At 34.7% G+C, this 20,309-nt stretch carries 14 protein-coding genes; 11 read left to right on the forward strand and 3 right to left on the reverse strand.

The features are described from left to right. Positions 1-597 precede the first annotated feature (597 nt). From SVZ03_06035 to gyrA, 11 genes are all read left to right on the forward strand, one after another. Entirely contained in the window at positions 598-1,020 is a 423-nt protein-coding gene (locus SVZ03_06035; GenBank protein ID MDY6933768.1) for a hypothetical protein, read from the forward strand. Positions 1,021-1,234: 214 nt separating this feature from the next. Continuing rightward, a complete protein-coding gene (dnaE, locus tag SVZ03_06040) occupies positions 1,235-4,681 on the forward strand; it encodes a DNA polymerase III subunit alpha (protein MDY6933769.1) in 3,447 nt (1,148 codons plus the stop codon). A gap of 33 nt (positions 4,682-4,714) precedes the next feature. Continuing rightward, positions 4,715-5,065 carry an HNH endonuclease signature motif containing protein gene (locus SVZ03_06045; GenBank protein MDY6933770.1) on the forward strand — a complete coding sequence of 117 codons (351 nt, stop codon included), beginning with the start codon at positions 4,715-4,717 and terminating at the stop codon, positions 5,063-5,065. A 146-nt stretch (positions 5,066-5,211) separates the two neighbouring features. Then, positions 5,212-7,662, forward strand: coding sequence for a hypothetical protein (locus SVZ03_06050; protein ID MDY6933771.1), 2,451 nt, complete (start codon positions 5,212-5,214; stop codon positions 7,660-7,662). Positions 7,663-8,095: 433 nt separating this feature from the next. Further along, the gene (gene dnaA, locus SVZ03_06055; GenBank protein MDY6933772.1) at positions 8,096-9,436 is read left to right on the forward strand and encodes a chromosomal replication initiator protein DnaA; all 1,341 of its coding nucleotides are present in this window, start codon (positions 8,096-8,098) and stop codon (positions 9,434-9,436) included. A gap of 264 nt (positions 9,437-9,700) precedes the next feature. Beyond that, the gene (gene dnaN, locus SVZ03_06060) at positions 9,701-10,819 is read left to right on the forward strand and encodes a DNA polymerase III subunit beta (protein ID MDY6933773.1); all 1,119 of its coding nucleotides are present in this window, start codon (positions 9,701-9,703) and stop codon (positions 10,817-10,819) included. A 115-nt stretch (positions 10,820-10,934) separates the two neighbouring features. Continuing rightward, a complete protein-coding gene (gene recF, locus SVZ03_06065) occupies positions 10,935-12,038 on the forward strand; it encodes a DNA replication and repair protein RecF (protein ID MDY6933774.1) in 1,104 nt (367 codons plus the stop codon). Continuing rightward, a complete protein-coding gene (locus SVZ03_06070; protein ID MDY6933775.1) occupies positions 12,035-12,433 on the forward strand; it encodes a DUF721 domain-containing protein in 399 nt (132 codons plus the stop codon). Before recF ends, SVZ03_06070 begins: the two co-directional genes overlap by 4 nt. Next, on the forward strand, positions 12,420-12,659 hold the full coding sequence (locus tag SVZ03_06075) for a hypothetical protein (GenBank protein ID MDY6933776.1): 240 nt from the start codon (positions 12,420-12,422) through the stop codon (positions 12,657-12,659). The genes SVZ03_06070 and SVZ03_06075 overlap by 14 nt, the downstream gene beginning before the upstream one ends. 25 nt (positions 12,660-12,684) lie before the next feature. Next, positions 12,685-14,586: a DNA topoisomerase (ATP-hydrolyzing) subunit B gene (gyrB, locus tag SVZ03_06080; protein ID MDY6933777.1), complete on the forward strand. Its 1,902-nt coding sequence runs from the start codon at positions 12,685-12,687 to the stop codon at positions 14,584-14,586. Positions 14,587-14,600: 14 nt separating this feature from the next. Beyond that, the gene (gene gyrA, locus SVZ03_06085) at positions 14,601-17,036 is read left to right on the forward strand and encodes a DNA gyrase subunit A (GenBank protein MDY6933778.1); all 2,436 of its coding nucleotides are present in this window, start codon (positions 14,601-14,603) and stop codon (positions 17,034-17,036) included. Positions 17,037-17,123: 87 nt separating this feature from the next. Here gyrA and SVZ03_06090 read toward each other — a convergent pair whose 3' ends face one another. The 3 genes from SVZ03_06090 to SVZ03_06100 all read right to left on the reverse strand — a co-directional run. Beyond that, the gene (locus tag SVZ03_06090; GenBank protein MDY6933779.1) at positions 17,124-17,942 is read right to left on the reverse strand and encodes an SPOR domain-containing protein; all 819 of its coding nucleotides are present in this window, start codon (positions 17,940-17,942) and stop codon (positions 17,124-17,126) included. Positions 17,943-18,080: 138 nt separating this feature from the next. Beyond that, positions 18,081-19,631, reverse strand: a complete 1,551-nt coding sequence (locus tag SVZ03_06095) for a 6-hydroxymethylpterin diphosphokinase MptE-like protein (protein ID MDY6933780.1) — start codon at positions 19,629-19,631, stop codon at positions 18,081-18,083. A 205-nt stretch (positions 19,632-19,836) separates the two neighbouring features. Then, the coding region (locus SVZ03_06100) for a transposase (protein ID MDY6933781.1) at positions 19,837-20,309 on the reverse strand (473 nt) is incomplete at its 5' end.

Consider the following 20,309-nt stretch of genomic DNA (forward strand, 5'->3'; position numbering starts at 1 on the left):
CCCCAATATATGGAAAAGAAAAAGAAGGGCAGTATTGCTATCTGTGCAATGTGCAATGAAGCTTTCCCATTAGAAGAAGATGAAGAGATATGCCTTGCCTGTAAGGGGGAGAATCCTTATCCTGCTTAGTAAAGCATTTCATTTGATTTTTTGAGTATGTCCTTTATCACAATTTTGACTTCCTAATATACTATATACTACCTCCCTTTAATCTTATGATCTCGAGGAGTTAAAATGAAAAGGAGGTTAATTTTGGATATAATCTTTTCGTAAACCTTATTAAAATGAGTTTAGGAGAATAGGCATCCCTGTGACTGCCTGTGGATGATTGCACGGATATATTTTGCATCAATAATTATTCCTTTGACTTTTTATTTAATACTTCTTCTTCAATTTCAACAATACTTGCTTGATCTTTTATTACTTTTATTTCATTATTTTACATGATGGTTAACTCCTTCTTATTATATTTTAACTTGGCATATTATCTATTAATGATCAAGGAGATACCATCTAATTTACATCATTGAATGGGATATCCCCTTTATACAACTCTAAATAATTAATATTTGCTAAAACAAGGAAAGGAGTAATAGTATGGGAAAGGGAGAAGAATATTGGCAGAAGTTAGAATGCCAACTACAGGATTTAGGCTCTAAAATATTAATATTGACAGACAAGGCAAGGTCAGAGGTAAAGACCAAGTATGACAGGACTTTAGATGACCTGCGCTCAAAGCGTAATGATCTTTGGAAGAATTTAAATGAGAATATGAGCACTCAACTTTCAGAATTGAGCATCAAGATCGATGAACTTGCGAGCAAGGCTAGGGTTGAGGCAAAAAAGGAATATAACGAAACCATAGAGACATTGCGTATCAAGCGTGATGAGGTGGCAGAAAAACTGGAAGAACAGAAGAATGCAGGTGAAAAAGCATTTATAGAAATAAAGATAGGCTTGAAAAAATCTTGGGATGAATTAAAGAATGCTTTAGATAATGCAATATCGAAATTCAAGTAATTAAAAACCAATAATGGACAGAATTATGCTCATTTATATATAGAAAAGAAGGTAAGCTATCGCAATAATATTTAATCTATGGACATACCCTAATGCATGGAAAAAGTAAATCTGAAATTGTATGATTCCATATACCATAATTTATCCCTACAATATTCTAATGATAATTTATTTTATGCTTGAAATTATGTCCCATAATGAAATGATCTAAACCATGGACTTCATACACCTACATAATCACTCTGATTACTCCATATTAGATGGCGCTATAACAATTGATAAGCTTATCTCTAAGGCAATAGAGATGGATATGCCGGGTGTAGCTCTCACTGACCATGGAAATATGTTCGGGGCATTGGAATTCTATCAAAAGGCACAGAAGGCAGGCATAAAGCCTATAATCGGAGAGGAATTCTATATTGCGCCAAAATCCAGATTTGAAAAATCCGGAAAGGAAAATGGTAATGATCCTTCTAACCATCTCCTCTTGTTAGCAAAAAACGCAACAGGTTATAAAAACCTTATGAAGCTCTCATCCATAGGTTATGTTGAGGGATTTTATTATAAGCCAAGGATAGATCTTGAAATATTAGAGAAGCATAAAGATGGTTTAATATGTTTAAGCTCTTGTATAAAGGGAGAGATACCATCACTTATATTAAGGGGAAAAAAAGAGGAGGCATCAAAATACGCAGGAATCTATCAAGAACTATTCGGCAAGGAACATTTTTATTTAGAATTACAGGATCATGGTTTATCGGAACAGAAAAAAGCTAATTCAGAACTAATAAATATCTCCAAATCATTGGAAATACCTCTAATCGTAACAAATGACTGCCATTACCCTGAGCAAAAAGATGCCCGCTCTCATGATGTACTGTTATGCATACAAACCGGTAAAACATTCGAAGATGAAAATAGAATGAGGTTCTCTTCTGATCAATTTTTTTTCAAAACACCAGAGCAGATGCATGCCTTATTCTCGGATTACCCTGAGGCGTTATCCAATACCTGTAAAATATTGGATATGATTGATATCAAGTTAAGCCTTGGCAATGCAATATTGCCAAATTTTACGGTTCCTGATGGATATACTCTCGATTCATATCTAAAGCACCTTGTGTACAAAGGAGCTACAAAGCGTTTTAATGATAATATTCCAGAAGATGTAAAAAGGCGGATTGAGCATGAACTCAAAGTTATTACGAGTATGCATTTCTCAGGGTATTTTCTAATAGTATGGGACTTTATTAACTATGCCAAAAGCAAAAAAATCCTTGTTGGCCCTGGCAGGGGTTCTGCTGCAGGATCAATGATATCATATTGCCTCGGAATTACAAGTCTTAATCCAATTAAGTACAATCTTCTATTTGAGAGATTCCTCAATCCAGATAGAAATGAAATGCCTGATATGGATATTGATTTTTGCGCTGAAAGGAGAGATGAGGTTATCGAATACGTTAAGGAGAAATATGGCGGGGAAGATCACGTAAGCCAAATAATTACTTTCAACAAGATGAAGGCTAAGGCAGTTATAAAGGATGTGGCAAGGGTTTTGAATATTCCATACTCTGAGTCAAATCAGATAAGCAAGTATATTACTGAGAACTCACTTGATGATGTCTTACAAAAATCGGAAGAATTTAATAATTTCTATAAGAATTCTAATAAGGGGAAGATGCTGATAGATATCTCCCTTGCCTTAGAGGGTGTAATCAGATCAGCGGGCAAGCATGCAGCCGGAGTCGTAATATCAAAAGATCCAATCACAGAATATGTCCCCCTTTATAGGGATTCAGTTGATGGCAGCATATCATCACAGTACGAGAAGATGAGTTTAGAATCTGCGGGCCTTGTTAAGATGGATATACTTGGTGTAAAGAATCTTACCATCATCGATAAGTGCCTCCACTTGATTGAAAATAGAAGGGGTGAGGTCATTGATATTAACAACATACCACTGGATGATAAATCAACCTTTTCATTATTACAGAAGGCAGAGACCTGTGGTGTTTTTCAACTTGAGAGTTCCGGTATGCAGAGCATACTGAGGAAACTGGGACCCACAAGTTTTGAGGAGATAATCGCAATTGTAGCTCTCTACAGACCTGGTCCATTGGATTCGGGAATGGTTGACGACTATATAACGAGAAAAAAGAATCCAGAAAGAATAAAGTATCCTCACCCAACCCTTGAGCAAATTCTAATGGATACCCTTGGGGTTATTGTTTATCAGGAACAGGTGATGCTAATCTCGCAAATTATGGGAGGCTTTACACTCTCAGAAGCCGATACCCTAAGAAAGGCCATGAGTAAAAAGAAACCCAAAGAGATTGATGAAATGGAAGAAAAATTCATCAATGGAGCAAAACAAAAAAATATAGACAACAGAATATCAGGGGAGATATTCTCAATGATGAAGAAATTCGGCAGGTATGGATTCAACAAATCTCATTCTGCTGCATATGCCATGGTGGCATATCATACAGCCTACCTAAAGGCTAACTATCCCTTTGAATATATGACAGCTCTTCTCTCAACCCAACAAGATAACCAAAGCAATATTATCAAATATATTAAGGATTGCTGGTCAAGCGGCATTCAAATTTTGCCACCAGATGTTAATTACAGTGGAATGGATTTTCTCATAGAGGATAAATCAATAAGATTCGGTTTAGGAGCAATAAAGGGTATCGGAGAAAAGGCAATACAATCTATTATTGATTCAAGGGATAGAATAGAAGGGTTTAAAACCTTACAGGACTTTTTAGCAAATACAGATATCGTAACTATTAACCGTGGAGTCATAGAATCACTCATAAAGGCTGGCGCTTTTGATTCTATTTATATAAACAGGGCAACCCTCTTTGCTTCAGTTGATACACTGGTTGAAACAGCGAAACAACTTCAGATGGATAAGGCCACAGGGCAGGGCAATCTGTTTGAGTTTAATAATGATGAATCCACTGAAGTTGAATTTGTCAATATTGATTTTAATGAAGTTTGTGAATGGGATAATCACTTGATACTATCCTTTGAAAAAGAAGTACTTGGAGTATATATATCCAGCCACCCATTGGCTGATTATGAAACTGAGATTAAGGCCTTATCCTGCCTTTCCATATCTGAATTAGCAGAAAATAAGGATATTGGGGAGGCTTCAATTATCGGGATCATAAGCAACGTAAATGTTAAAACCTCAAGAAATGGCAATCGCTTTGCTATTGGGAATCTTGAAGATTTGGAAGGCATTATTGAAGCAATATTTCGACCCAATATCCTTTCAAAATATGAAGAGATATTATCCAGCGAGGATATTATAATGGTTAAGGGAAATATTGAGTTTGAAGAGGATAATCTGCGAAGAATCATAGTGAATGAGATACAGGCATTAAGAGATTTTCTAAATGATTCAATATCAGCCATACACATTAGAATCATACCAGAAGAAATAAAAGAGACTACCATTGAAAACCTGAAATCAATTATTGTTGATAATAGTGGAACCTGCCCAGTGTACTTTCATGTAAGTGAAAATGGAGACAAGGAAAAAATCATAAACGTTCATCCCTCCTTTAATATTATGCCATCGAAAAAGCTCATTAATAAATTGACAGATATGATAGGTAATAATGCAATCCGTTATTCCATTAGATCATAGAATATTCTTTTGATTATCAATATTAAATAAATTATGCGTCCGAAAAAAGAAAAAAAAGGTAAAAGGGATAGATTAAGATCTGAAATTAACGAATTCACATACACAGTGGATGAATTTATAGCTAAAGAAAAGATGAAGGCAAGATCGCTCCGAAACTCTTCATGGTGGAGGAGGAAAACAGCCACAGGAGTATGTCATTATTGTGGGGGGAAATGCTCTCCAGATAACCTAACGATGGATCATCTAATACCCCTATCAAGGGGGGGTAGATCAGAGAAGGTCAATATTGTTCCAGCTTGTAAGGATTGTAATAATAAAAAAAAATATCTTCTCCCAGTCGAGTGGGAGGAATATTTAAATTTGCTACGAAATACTGAGAAATAATCTAATATTTTTATCAAGCCTAGACAGGGAGGGTTGCTGGTAATAGGCTAATTTTGTTGAAATTAAATAGCTTTTATTATATAATACTACGTTACTGCTTTTATCGCTCATAATGAGAATCAACCAGAGACCAATTAGGTTTTGTAATGGACATTGTTGATACTAAAAACGCTGAATTATTAAAAAAGGGCAACCTCTTGATTGTTCAGGGACAAAATCCAGAATATTTGCATTATATTCACAGTGGAATCCTAGAGATCCTATCAACCCCCCCTGAATATGAAGGACTTGATCCTGATATTATTATTTCAAAAAGCAGAAGAGTTGGCATCATTAAGGAAAAGACGCTTATCTCATATCTAAGCGTTCCCTTTAAAGGACCCTATAAAAAATCAATCAGGGTTCTTGAAGATTCTCAAATTTCAAAACATCCAATAAAAAATAGAAAATTAAGCGACATTGCAAGAGAAGATCCAAGCCTATCATTAAACATAGTGATTCACCTCTTGAAACGACTGGAGGCTTCCATTGCAGACACACACAGTTATGCAAAGCTATATCAAAATCTCTGCAAAATAGATGATAATTTTTCTCTTATGTTTAAAACCCTATCAAAAACAAACACCTCTGATAAATTACAAGAAAAATCAGAAATCCTATATAAGGCATTCTTGAATAACCAAGGATCCTTGCCTTCAGAGTTTGACGCAAAGTTTTTAATCGCTGATAACAGCAATCAATTAAAGAAGAAGTATTCATTCCCAGGATTACCAATAGAATCTCTGGTGGATACTAAACAGTGCAAATTCATTCAAAAGTTTCTAAAATTAAGGGTTAAAACCTTTGCATCTATTATAAATGAGGACTCATCCATTTGTGAAGATATGATCGATATCTTGTCAGATAATATTATTAAAATATTGGACAGAATAGAATCAATTCAAAAAGAAATTGATAAAGAGATGACAAACCTTTTTGGCTCAGATTTAAGTTGGTCATCCTATCTAGTTAATGAAGGGGGAATTAATGAATGGTTTAGGAGTGGCCGATTATCAATTGATTTTACTAAAAATTTAATATCAATTTTAGCGAAAATCATCACTTATTATAAAACACTTTTTGGAGAAAATCCTACCCTAAAATATCCTGGATTTAATGCTATTAATAAATTTCATCAATCCATGAAGAGCAAAATTGAGAATAAATCTGTTAAACAAGGAAAGATTACAGGAAACTCCATAAGAGATTATCATAACTCCTTACATCAGATATTCGAATTTGCACTTATTGATAAGGAATTTCAGGGAAACTTTCTAAAAACTTTAACAAATTTTAAGAGTATGAAAAATCCATTCAATACAGAGTCTGATGGAAGGAAATCAAGACGGCACATAAGTAATCTGTATTGGGATCTTTTCAAACAGGTTTACATAAGAAATCAAAATGAATCGGTTTCTCCCCCATCAGTACGTATGATGATGAGATTTGGTTTTATAGATGAGACTCTCCTTGAAGAGAATCAGATATTAGAATTAGATGAATTGATGTCAAAGAGAGAAGAGAAGACTAATACTCCAATACTCTTTGAGGATGAATTTCTTACAAAGATCTACAATGGCGAAGAAAACGCCAGCATCACAGAGATGGGTTTATCTTACGAGGCTTTTTTAAGAGAAGAAGAAAAACATAAAAAAAAATCCAAGAAAGGCAGCAATATTGAGGTTGAAGATGAAAATATAAAAAAAGCGATGTATGAGATAGATCATCGATTGTTTACTACTGTAGCAGTCTGCTCCGGTTCCACAGCAACGGCCTTTCCAATTTTAACCTCAATGACCATAAAAGGAAATCCCTCTAAATACTATACATCTAAGGAAAAGATTGAGTCTGTGATAAAAAAGCTAATGGATGTTGATTTCTCTGTTTTTTACAGAGAAACAGTAGTTAAACTGGATGAAGCAAGAGAGATTATACAAGAGGAGGTTATACCAAACATCATTCTGCTCCCATCTTTTGGAACAAAGACAATGCTATGGCAAGAGTTAGATGGCAAAAACAGAAAGACAAAGGGAAGAATAGTGGTTCCCATACTCTTTTCTGGAGACTTGACTAAGAGTATGGCTCATACCCTTGCCTGCTTTCGATGGGAATTAAATAGAACCATCAAGGGTGGAATGTGGGCTGATCCTGTTGAGGGCGGAATTACTGGCGCATATTTTGATTATGTGAACTTTTATAAAAAAAATTCAAAACTCTCAGCAGAAACCAAGGATAAAATATCAGAAAGATTTAAGAGTCTAAGAACAAACCGGGATAGGTTTGCAGATGATTATATAATGTGGGTATTATTTGAAAAGGATGGCGTCATGAGACTGAATAGTGTAATAAGGGATATGTTTTATAAACATATTCCATTCAAAAAGGAACTAAGGTCTAAACTAGAAAATATGCCAGCCTTTACTGAAATAGCATCAAGATATAATAATTTATTAGAAAGACGAATAAATAATTATCAGAGGAAGTATAAAAAGTATATGGATACAAACAGTATATTACCCGACTCCCTTCAACGATATATGGATTTTATATCAAATTAGATATTATTAACAAAACAATAACAATATCTCTCATTATATCAACATAGTTATCAACAATATATTCAGCTTATTAACTATTTATCCATACCCTATCAAGAATTATTAACTTTTTTTGTTATTTATATAAAAGATAAAATTATTTGTTGCAATATAAATTAAAGAGAATTAAGAGTATTAAGAATTGTTGAGTTAACGCAATATTAACCGCTGAGAAATAACTTCATTTTCATTCTAATCTGAAGAAATTATGTAATTTCATTCTATCCGCTTTAAACTCATTAGAATGTAGTGACAAAGAATAGATTTATATGTAAAAATATATATTACTATGTCCTGATAATTATTATGAAAATAATTTCTACAAAAAATACGGAGTGTGTACTTTTATAAACAAAGTTATCAACAATTGTTAATAATTAATAGGGATATGAATATGGATAACGAGATATGGAATAAGGTATTAACAACTATTAAACCAGATATAAACAAACAATCATTTGAAATGTGGCTTAAGGACACAAAACCCCTATCCATCTCTGAAAATACCATTAATATTGAGGTGCCTGATGAAGTAGCAAAACGACATATATCAGATAACTACTCATCTATAATTAGATCTGCCCTAAAGGAAACTACAGGCAGAAATTTATCCTGCCAATTTGTTTCTAACAATAATTCTCATTCCTCTGCTGATAATATTGAACAAACACTAGATAGAAATATTGAAATTAAAAATAATGCTGAATATACATCTTCCATGCTATATCCCCAATATACATTTAACAACTTTGTTGTTGGCCCAAACAATCAGCTTGCTCATGCAGCTGCTGTCTCTGTTTCCAGGTCTCCTGCATCACAATACAATCCTCTTTTTATATATGGAGAAACAGGTCTTGGTAAAACCCACCTGTTACAGGCAATAGCACACTCAATATTGAATATAAAATCATATCTGAGGATTTTATATTTGCCATTTGAACAGTTTATCAACGAATTTATTCAAGCAATCAGAACTAATACAATAACCAGCTTTAAAATTAATTATAGAAATGTGGATGTTCTGCTTATAGATGATATCCAATTTATTGAAAAAAAGGAGCAAACACAGGAAGAGTTCTTTCATACTTTCAATACACTTTATAATAATAAAAAACAGATAGTCATCTCAAGCGACAGACCCCCGAAGGAGCTTTCTACCCTTGAGGAGAGACTTAGAACAAGGTTTGAATGGGGACTAATAACTGATATTCAGGCGCCAAACCTAGAAACTAGAGAGGCTATACTAAGAAATAAGGCTGAAAAAGAGGGGATAGATATACCAGATGAAGTGCTTAATTATATAGCCAGGAGAATAAAATCAAATATTAGAGCTCTTGAAGCCGCCCTTACCAGACTAAATATGGTATCAGCGTTGAGCAATGATCCAATCAATATACATCATGCGAAGACCCATTTAAGACAACTCTTTGATGATGATTCAGATAAAAAAATTACTATCCCCACAATAATGGCAAAGGTCTCTGAGAAGATGAATATAACCATTGATGATCTAAAATCAAAAAGCAGACATAGCAGAATAGTGCTACCACGATTCGTAGCAATTTATCTATCAAGAAGACTTACAAACCTGACAACTACTGAAATAGGCAAGGAATTTGGTGACAGAGATCACTCAACTATAATAAATGCCATGAATAATATTGAAAAAATTAAAGAAGAGGATGAAGATATAAAAGAGATAATAGAAGATATGATCTCTGAATTGAAGTGTTAATACAATGTTAATATGGTTTAAGTTACCCGTGGATAACCTGATTATAGAATATCTTTTTATTATTATTAAAAATTATTATGTTAGGCTTACTTTTTTTATTGATTTATGAATATTTGTCTTCTTTATATTAACAGGTTATAAATGACATAATCCCTGTTAATTTCAGTATTTACGAAGTTAATAACAAATTTTAGTATTACTATTACTACTACTATATAATATATTATATATTTAATATAATATTAGTAAGTAAAAAAAGACTTTATGAAAATAGAAGTAGATAAAGATCAATTGCTAAAATCTCTAAATATTGCTGATTCTGTAATATCCTCAAAAAATATAAATACTGCAATATCTAACTGTCTCTTTAATGTAATAAAAGATGAAATAGAGATAGTATCCACTGATAATGAAATAGGTATTAGGACAAGAATTGATGCTAAATCAGATTTTGAGGATTCCTTTACAGTGGATGGGAAGATCTTTACTGGTATTCTCAAGGAATTGCCAAAGGGTCACATTAAATTAGAAATAAGCGAATCCTACTTGATTGAAATGCATTCCAGTTCAAGTGATATTAAGGGATATTCAAAAATTATAGGAAAGGATGCAAGCGAATTTCCTGATTTACCAATCCTTCCTGATGATAATGCTATAGAGATTGAAAACGATATTTTAAAGGAGATGATAAGAAAGGTAATATATGCAGCTGCAAAGGATACTACAAAGCCGGTATTTCATGGAATATTCATGAGTTACAATAATCAAAATAATCTGACAATGGTTGCAACTGATTCAAGAAGACTATCAATCGCTTCAAAGCCTATTGAGGGGGATGTTAATTTAGAGGAGGGTATAATTTTACCTCTAAAAGCAGCAAATGAGCTATTTAGATTATTGGAAAATGAAGGAAGATGTAAATTTATCTTAAAGAATAATCAGTGTTTCTTTAATCTAGGAAGGACTGAATTGATGTCAAGAATTGTTGATGGACAATTTCCGAACTATAAACAGGTAATCCCGGTAGAGTTTATATTTAAAGCCCTTGTTCAAAAAAATAGACTAATGGATTCATTGAGAAGAGCAATTATCTTTACAAGAGAACCATCATATAAAATTATTTTACATTTTAAAAAAGATGTTTTAACTATAGAAGCAAAAACTCCAGAATTAGGAGAATCTATTGAAGAGATACCCATTGAATCCGACTCAAATGAAGAAATATCTATAGGATTGAATGCTCAATTTATAATGGATTCAATAAAAGAGATAGATTCTCATTCCGTCATAATTAGCATAACAGGTTCAATGAGCCCTGTTGCTTTCTCACCCGAAGATGACAATAATTACTTATCAGTAATAATGCCAATTAAAATGAAATAAAGAATTTAATCATAGTATGTATAATGATCTTCACATATTGTGAAAATTATTATATATCAATTTAATAATAATTATATGTTTAAGATATATATTTACCTAAATAGATGACAGAGAAATGTATATTAGGAGGTTAAGGACTAAGAATTTTAGAAACTATAGTGAGCTTGAACTGGAATTTTATTCTGGATTCAATTATATTATAGGACCTAATGCGGTTGGGAAGACAAATATAATTGAAGCTATATCAATAACATCAAATTCAAGATCATTTAGGGGTGTAATTGATTCAGATTTGATCAAATGGGGGGAAACTTCTTATTACTGTTGTTCTGAAGTGGAGAATAATGAAAATTCAATGTTCGAGATTGGATGCGCTATTATCAATAATAGATTGAAAAAGAGGGCAAAGATTGATGGCATCTCTATAAACAGAACATCTGATTATTATGGCAGATTCTTAAGTGTAAGCCTTATACCAGAAGATATAAATATAATCATGATGACGCCTGATGTAAGACGTAGATTTTTCGATGGTATTATTTCCAAGATTGATAAAGAGTATTTAATAAATCTTAAAAATTTTAAAAAGATATTATCCTCAAGAAATACTCTGTTAAAGCACAAAAAGCAGGGAATGAGTTTAAATTATGATGAACTGGATGTGTGGGATACTTTATTTGCAGATAAAGCTAATTATATTATAAAAAGAAGAATAGAGTTTTTAACCAGATATAAGGAATCATTCAAACAGGCTTACATAGATATATGTAAGGATGATGAACATCCAAATATCGAATATTTAAATACATTGAATTCAATTGATAAGGATGATATAATTAATGAGTTGTTAAGGAATAGAAAGAGAGATATTTCTATAGGATCCAGCAGTTTGGGACCTCAGAGGGATGATTATTGTTTAATTAACAGGAGAGGAGTCAAATTTAAGAACTTTGCATCTCAAGGACAGAAAAGAACTGCAACAATATCCCTAAAGATTGCTGAATATAAATTTATTGAAAGCGAAACAGGGAAGAGATCAATAATACTAATTGATGATATATTTTCAGAACTTGACGAAGAAAGAAAAAAAAATATGATAAAAACCTTTAAGGATAACGAACAGGTTATAGTTACTATGGTGGAGAATAGGGAGATATTTAAATCTGATAATTATAAAGTCTTTCAAATCAATTCAGGGGGGATTGTAACAGAACAATGAAATTCAAAATTAATAAGGAAAGGGTGGGTAGATTAAATACTATTGGCAACATTTTGCCATCAATCATTAAGGAATTTAATTTAGAACAATCTTTTTTGATTGAGAGAATAAGGAAGGATTGGACCAATATTGTAGGAGATTTAATCGCCACTCACAGTAAACCCGATAGAATTTTTAAGAAGGTTTTGTTCATTCATGTTGATCATGCTGTATTCTCTAATGAACTATCACTGATGAGAGATATGATTATAAGTGAGATAAATGAGAGAATGGGTGTAAAGATTATAAATAATCTTAGAATGGAGGTAAAAAAAATAATATTTGCAGGAAGAAAAAAGAGTGATAACAGGAGGGATGATGTACATACATGTTGGAAAAAGGATGATCGTATCTGATAAAGAGATTGTTGGTATATTTAATATTGAGACTCTTAAAATATCAGAAAGGAACAATAAATATTTGGAAAAGGTTGATGCTGGCGATAAAGCCCTTATTGTGGATAGGAAAAATTGCACTATTACAAGCAAGATAAGTCCCTATACAATAATCAGCAGAGCAGGTTTTGACATTAGTGCCATAGATGGGGTAATAATGTTGAATAGTATAAAAAATGAATTATGAAATTTGTTAACATGGAGAATTGATTATGAGTTCAGAATATAGAGCAGATAACATACAGGTGTTAGAGGGACTTGAGGCAGTTAGAAAAAGGCCTGCTATGTATATCGGTTCAACTGATTATAACGGATTGCATCATCTTGTATATGAGGTTGTAGATAACTCTATTGATGAGGTTATTGCTGGTTTTTGTGATAATATAACTGTAACAATAACAAGGGATAATACAATTGAGGTGATTGACAATGGCCGAGGAATACCGATTGACCTTCATCCTGTATATAAGAGATCCGCACTTGAGATTGTATTAACAAAACTACATGCTGGTGGAAAGTTTGATAATAAAAGCTATAAGGTTTCAGGCGGACTTCATGGCGTTGGAATATCAGTAGTGAATGCGCTATCTGAGAAGATGACCGTTGAGGTATACCGAGATGGCAAGATATATACACAAAGTTACGTTAGAGGAGCTTATAAAGAAGATGTTAAGATAGTGGGTAATATAAAAAAAAGGGGCACAAAGATTATTTTTAAACCAGATAGTAAAATCTTTGAGGTAACAGATTTTAATTTTGATACATTATCTAAAAGATTACGAGAGCTTGCATTTTTAAATGCGGGGGTTCGAATAGTGTTAATTGATAACAGAGCAAAGGGCAAGGAACACATCTTTCAGTTTAAGGGAGGGCTTGTATCCTTTGTTCAGCATCTTAGCGAGAACAAGACTTCAATCATTAAGAAGCCAATATATTTTCATACAGTCAGGGATAACGTTGATATTGAAATAGCAATGAAGTATATAGATATATATAATGAAACGGTTTATACCTATGCAAATAACATCAATACAAGAGAGGGTGGAACTCATCTCTCTGGATTTAAATCAGCATTAACAAGGGTATTCAACGAGTTTCTAAAAAAGGAGGGTCTAGATAAGAAGTTGCCAAATCTTTTTTCTGGTGATGATGTAAGGGAGGGTCTAATAGCGATTATAAGTGTAAAACTCACAAATCCACAGTTTGAGGGACAAACAAAGATGAAGCTGGGGAATAGCGAGATTAAGGGTATTGTGGAGTCTGCTACTAATGAATATTTAAGTTATCAATTTGAAGAAAATCCGCAGGTTGTAAAAAAGATACTAGAGAAGTGTATCTTAAGCGCAAGGGCTAGAATGGCCGCAAAGAAGGCAAAGGATTTGATGAGAAGGAAGAACGCCCTAGAAAATGATACCCTTCCAGGAAAGCTTGCTGATTGTTCTGAAAGGGATCCATCAATATGTGAGCTATATCTCGTTGAGGGGGATTCAGCAGGGGGGTCTGCGAAACAGGGAAGGGATAGAAAATTTCAGGCTATTCTGCCGTTAAAGGGGAAAATATTAAATGTTGAGAAGTCGAGGTTGGACAAAATCCTATCGAATGAGGAGATTAAGACAATTATTACTGCTATAGGCACAGGGGTTGGTAGCGACGAATTCGATATTTCCAGGACAAGATATCATAAAATAATAATTATGACAGATGCGGATGTAGATGGCTCCCATATTAGAACGCTTCTTCTTACGCTTTTTTTCAGATATATGCCTGAGATTATCCGGGCTGGGTATCTGTATATTGCGCAGCCGCCTCTATATAACATAAAGATAAATAATAAATCGTCATATGTATATAACGATGAAGAGAGGGATAGAATCTTGGATGGGGTTGATAGTTCTAAGGTTGTTATCCAGAGGTATAAAGGGCTTGGGGAGATGAATCCCGATCAGCTATGGGATACTACAATGGATCCAGAAAGCAGAACAATATTAAAGGTTAACATGGATGACGAGGTTGAAGCGGAGGAAATCTTTTCAGTGCTCATGGGAGACGTTGTAGAACCGAGAAGAAGATTTATTGAGGCTAACGCTAAGTGCGTCAGGAATCTTGATCTTTAGGCAGAAGTAAAATTATGGATAAACAAAAAGAAAACATAATCAATGTTGAAATTGAAGAACAGATGAAGAGTTCTTATTTAGATTACGCAATGAGCGTGATCGTTCGAAGGGCTCTCCCTGATGTGAGGGATGGTCTCAAGCCGGTACACAGAAGGATTCTCTTTGCAATGAACGAGAGGGCTTGGAGGGGAGATCGACCCTATGTTAAGTCCGCGAAGATCGTTGGCGAGGTAATAGGAAATTATCATCCCCATGGAGATGCTGCTGTCTATGATACACTCGTAAGGATGGTTCAGGACTTTTCTATGCGTATTCCCCTAATAGATGGACAGGGAAATTTCGGATCAGTAGATGGTGACCCACCTGCCGCGTACAGATACACTGAGGCTCGTCTTCAAAGGATAGCTGAAGAACTCCTACGCGATATTGATAAGGACACAGTAGATTTTGTTCCTACCTTTGATGAATCGAGAAAGGAGCCTACGGTTCTTCCTACGGCCTATCCAAATCTTCTTGTTAATGGCTCATCAGGCATTGCTGTTGGTATGGCCACAAATATACCCCCGCATAATCTGTGTGAAATTATTAATGGAACGATAGCCCTAATTGATGAACCAAAGATAGACATAAAGGAATTAATGAGACATATAAAGGGACCTGATTTTCCCACACATGGAATTATAATGGGATCTGATGGGATTTATAAGGCCTATTCTACTGGAAGGGGAAGCGTTATCATACGTGGAAGGGTTGAGATTGAGGAAACCAAGAAGGGAAGGGAGACTATAATAATATCCGAAATTCCATATCAGGTAAATAAGGCAGACTTGGTTAGCCGAATCGCTGATCTTGTCAATAATAGGATTGTCGAGGGAATAGCGGAGCTAAGGGATGAATCCGATAGATCCGGATTTAGGATTGTAATTGGTTTAAAGCGTGATGCCAATTCAAATGTAATTATAAATCAACTATATAAACACACTTCCTTACAAACCTCTTTTGGGATTATCCTTCTATCCCTTGTGGATGGGGAACCTAAGGTTCTCGATATTAAGAGCATGCTCTCCTCCTATGTGTCGCATAGAAGAGAAGTTGTTATCAGGCGAATTAAGTATGAACTGAGAAAGGCTGAGGAAAGGGCTCATATATTAGAGGGCCTGAAAATCGCTCTCGATAATATTGACGAGGTAATAAGAATAATAAGGTCCTCAAGAACGGTCAATGATGCGGAAAAGAGCCTCATAAAGAGATTTAAACTCAGTCAGATTCAAGCAAGAGCCATCCTCGACATGAGACTTCAGAGACTCACGAGCCTTGAGGTTGAAAAAATAATAGAAGAACTGGAAGAGTTGTTAAAGAAGATCATGGAATATAAGCGCATATTAAAGAGTGAAAAGGATATCCTTGGGATTGTAAAGGATGAACTGATAGCTATTCGAGACAAGTATGGAGATGAACGAAGAACTCAGATAGAGCTCGGGGGAGAGGATTCAACCACCTTTAATATGAAAGATTTAATTGCTGAGGATGATATGGTGGTGACAATAACCAATGACGGTTTTATAAGAAGGCTGCCTGTAGACACATTTAAGAAGCAGAGAAGGGGAGGAAAGGGCGTTATAAGCAGCTATAGAAAGAGGGAAGATCTTATACGGATGATGACAATCTCATCAACGCATGATAATCTATTTATGTTTTCTAATAGGGGTAAGGTCTTTGGATTAAAGACCTATGAGATACCTGCGGTTTCTAAGGGCGGCAGGGGAAGGTCCTTGAAGGCCATAGTAAATCTATCGGGCAATGAGGATGTCACTGCCGTCTGTTCCTTTTCTGATAGGGATGAGAGAACCTCCTTTTGTATGATAACAAGGCACGGAATATTAAAGAAGATAGAGATTGATGAATTTAAGAATTCCAAGAAAGGCGGCATAATAGCTGTAAAATTAAAGGGGGATGACGAACTCGTTGATGTAAAGGTGGTTGGAAAGAATGATGATATAGTATTAGCCACAAGGATGGGGCTCCTCTTGCGTACAAATATAGGCAGGATGAGATCTATGGGAAGGAATGCCGGCGGTATAATTGGTATGAGGTTAGGCAAGGATGATGAGATTGTAAGCATGGACGTTGTGCGGAAGAATTCAACTCTTTTTGTAATATCATCAAAGGGATATGGCAAGAGGGTTAATTATGAAAGGTTTGCTACAAAGGGCAGGGGGGGAAAGGGGATGACATACCTTAAGGTTACGGATAAAAATGGAGAATCCATTGGAATAAAATCTATCTTTCCATCAGATGAGATAATAATAGCATCCGCCAAGGGCAAGATGATAAGGGTGCAGGCCAGTGAAATATCAATTCAAGGAAGGGTGGCATCCGGCGTAACCCTTCTGGATGTTGAGGATGATGACAGGGTGCCTGGTTTTGCGGTTATTTCTGAGGAGAAATAATTATTTTATCACAGGCAATAGTCGTTGTGCGCAGTAATGGCTTGGCCTGATGAGGTTGAGAGGGAGAAATCGATGAAGAAGCGATTCTTACTGTTTTACCATAAAACTCTCCCCATATCTTGTCGTCTCCTGGATTTCACTCAGCATTGTTAGAGCCTTCTTTTTGGAATATATTGGGCCAACCCTGACCCTGAAATATTTTTTGCCATTTATTTGTGCCTTTTCAATAAATGAATCATACCTTAATCTGTCAAGATGGTTCGTTTCCGAGATAGCCTTTGATCTTTTGTCATATGAGGCGACCTGAATAGCGTATTGTTTTTTGTTTCCACGAGATACTGACGAGAAATTCCTTTTTTTCTTTTTCTTCTTTGCTACCTCAACAACCCTCGCCTTTTTTTTCTTTTTTGCTTTTTGGGGGGTGTATTTATTTTTCTTTTTTATGGTTTTATTTGAGGATGATTCTAATACATCCTTAACAGGAGGAATGACGTTTTTTATATTCTCTGATGTCAGTATATCGGAAGATTTCTCCTCTGTTTCAGCTAAAGGAGGGGCATTATTCTTATAGGCGTTGAAATCTATTATATTATTAGGCAGGGAGGGTTTTAGATCATTTGATCGGTTAAGAGTAATTTCATCATCCACCGGATGGGGTGTTGTTCCATTGTTATTAAACATATCGAGCTTATCTGTAGGATCAGGAATTGAGCTGAAAATAGACTGATCATGCAGGGGATTATCATTTTCTGTATCTTTGTTGATATTCATCCCAATCAGAAAGGATATAATGACGATCCCAATGATCGTGCATGAGATTATTATGATCCTGGGTATATCGAGATGTAGAAGATAAACATCCTTTTCCTTTACTTTTTTGTTTTCTTTATCCGTGTAATTTTCCATTTCTCTTACACCTGTCCTTGATATGGTTCAATGTAATTATTATTATGACACTCTTGTAATAATTGCCAATTACATGATCGGTAAATCGCATTCTTTATATTAGAAAAAAACAATTTTTAAGAGTGTGTTTATTAATCTTTATAATGTGAGTGAAGTGAGCAGAGAGCGAATATTTTCTAATCTTGATAGATTGATATCATTTTCTAATGAGGCGTGGATGAGTTCATTAAAAATGTCTCTGTGATTGAGCATGTCCTGTATGCGGATGAGGGATATAATTTCACCGATTTTCTTTGATTCGGATAAAATATTATCCATCATCCCCCTCTTATCTATATCATCCCCGCAGTTCTTCTCTATAAAGTCATCCAGGAATATATCCTGAGCCCCCTTTATCGGGATTCCTGATGTGGTAATATTGTACAGGTTGTTTGCCATGGTTTTATCCGCATATTCTTCAAGAGAATTTTTATAGTTAATAAAAGATTTGCGCGTATATGTGTTATTATGCTTTATTCCTCTGCTGGACTTCATTATGTAGTTTAGGTTGAATGTTTCAATGGGAGAGAATCTATTTTGAAAATATAGTGAAAATCTTCTCTGATAGGTTGTTCCCCTAGAATAAATTTTATATTCAGGGAAGGAAAAGTCAAAGCCCAAGAGACCTATGTCCTTAAATCCAAGATGATTAGCAAGATTAAAGGCGTCCCCAGCCACAGTTCCTGTATGTGAATCAATAGAGCCTATGGCTTCCGGGAAGAGTTCATCAATTAGTTGTGAGAAAGGGTGAGTATTCAGGGACAACAAAGAGGAATTGTTGCTATAGATTAGCGGATGGGAGGATAGGGTAAGCACTGGAATAGTAGACTTTAATGTATTATTAATGATATGCTCAAATGTAAATGCCTGAGGATCAATGGATATTACAAAATCCGGCATAATATTTTTTGCGAGGAGGACAGGGAGGCTGGAATCGACCGCGATAATAAAAAGCTGGCGCTGGTTTTCGTATATAGACTGGAGATGCTTTTCAAGGGATGGGCCTGATGTTATTACTAGCGCGGAATAGGAGTTCATTGTGTTGAAAAAAGACTGCACCGGATATAGATTGCGAATTAGGGAGAGGTTTTTAATAATGTTTTTCAGATAGAGCATGCCAAAAGCTCTCTTTGTCGCCTTATTTCCTGCCTTCTTTGTGAGAATTCTATCAATAATTTTCCGGATATCCTTATAATATTCGTCGAATAGTCTAATAGAATGGGGGTGTTCAAGAATACTCAATCCTTTGGTCTCTTCGAGTTCAATAAGTTCTTCGAGAATTGGCCTGATCTCCTCTATTGAAATGCCGCAAATAAACACTATCTTACTAAATTGAGTCAGAAATTCAGTAGATTGATTAATTTCTATCTCGCCCTTTATATCCCTAATGGCGTCTATGAGTATGATCTTTCTGTATTTACCATGGATTTCTTTTAAGGGCAGAAGGTGGTAGCCCAACCCTATGCCAAGAACTATGAGCATATCGTACTTATCTGGATTGAACTTGTTATTGAGGAGGTCTTTCTCCTTTGATGGAGAGTATTTACTATGCAGGTATGCCTTTTTGCCTCCCTCGTCAATGATAGATAGGGTAGGCAGTCCATCCTTAGATGTTTCTATATGATATTCTATTTTTGTTATATCCATCATTCTAGTAATTGAAGTGTCGTTTCAGCAGGATATTCAGACCACTGGGGGTGTGCTGAATCTAATTATTCACAATAATAATGGAATTGATCATTATTGCAAGGCATTTCTTATTCCCAGTTAGTAGATGTTGAGCGGGATAGCACCATTATTTTATCATTTATGAGAATAACTATTGATATTGTGTAACTTCCAAGAAACTTCATGATTATGCCGATTTTGCAACCAATTCGAGTCCAAGTTCTCCGGCCTTTAGTTTCAAATACTTAATATTTTTTTCTTTATATTGTTGTTCATAATGCTCACATCCATAATCATGATACCATTGCCCATATTTTAACATGTTATAATAAATTACTGCGATTTTTCGTGCTGTTGCTACAATAGCTTTCTCTATGCCAAGCCTATATCTTTGTCTTCTATAAAACCCACCAGGATAGCTATTGCTTCTTAATAAACTTTGAGCAGTTATTCTAAAAATATTATTTGCTCTGCTTTTTACTTTTTTAGTATTACTCGATAAAATTTTTCCACCTGAAATTTTATTATTGGGGGCTAATCCTAACCAGCTTGTAAAATGCTTTTCACTCTTCCATTTGCTTGCATCAAGACCGGTCTCGGATATAAGGGTTAATACACTTACACTGTTTAAACCGTCTATCTGCATTAAATCAACACCTG

It is taken from the genome of Spirochaetota bacterium (assembly GCA_034190085.1).
In the GTDB taxonomy this organism is placed as follows: domain Bacteria; phylum Spirochaetota; class UBA4802; order UBA4802; family JAFGDQ01; genus JAXHTS01.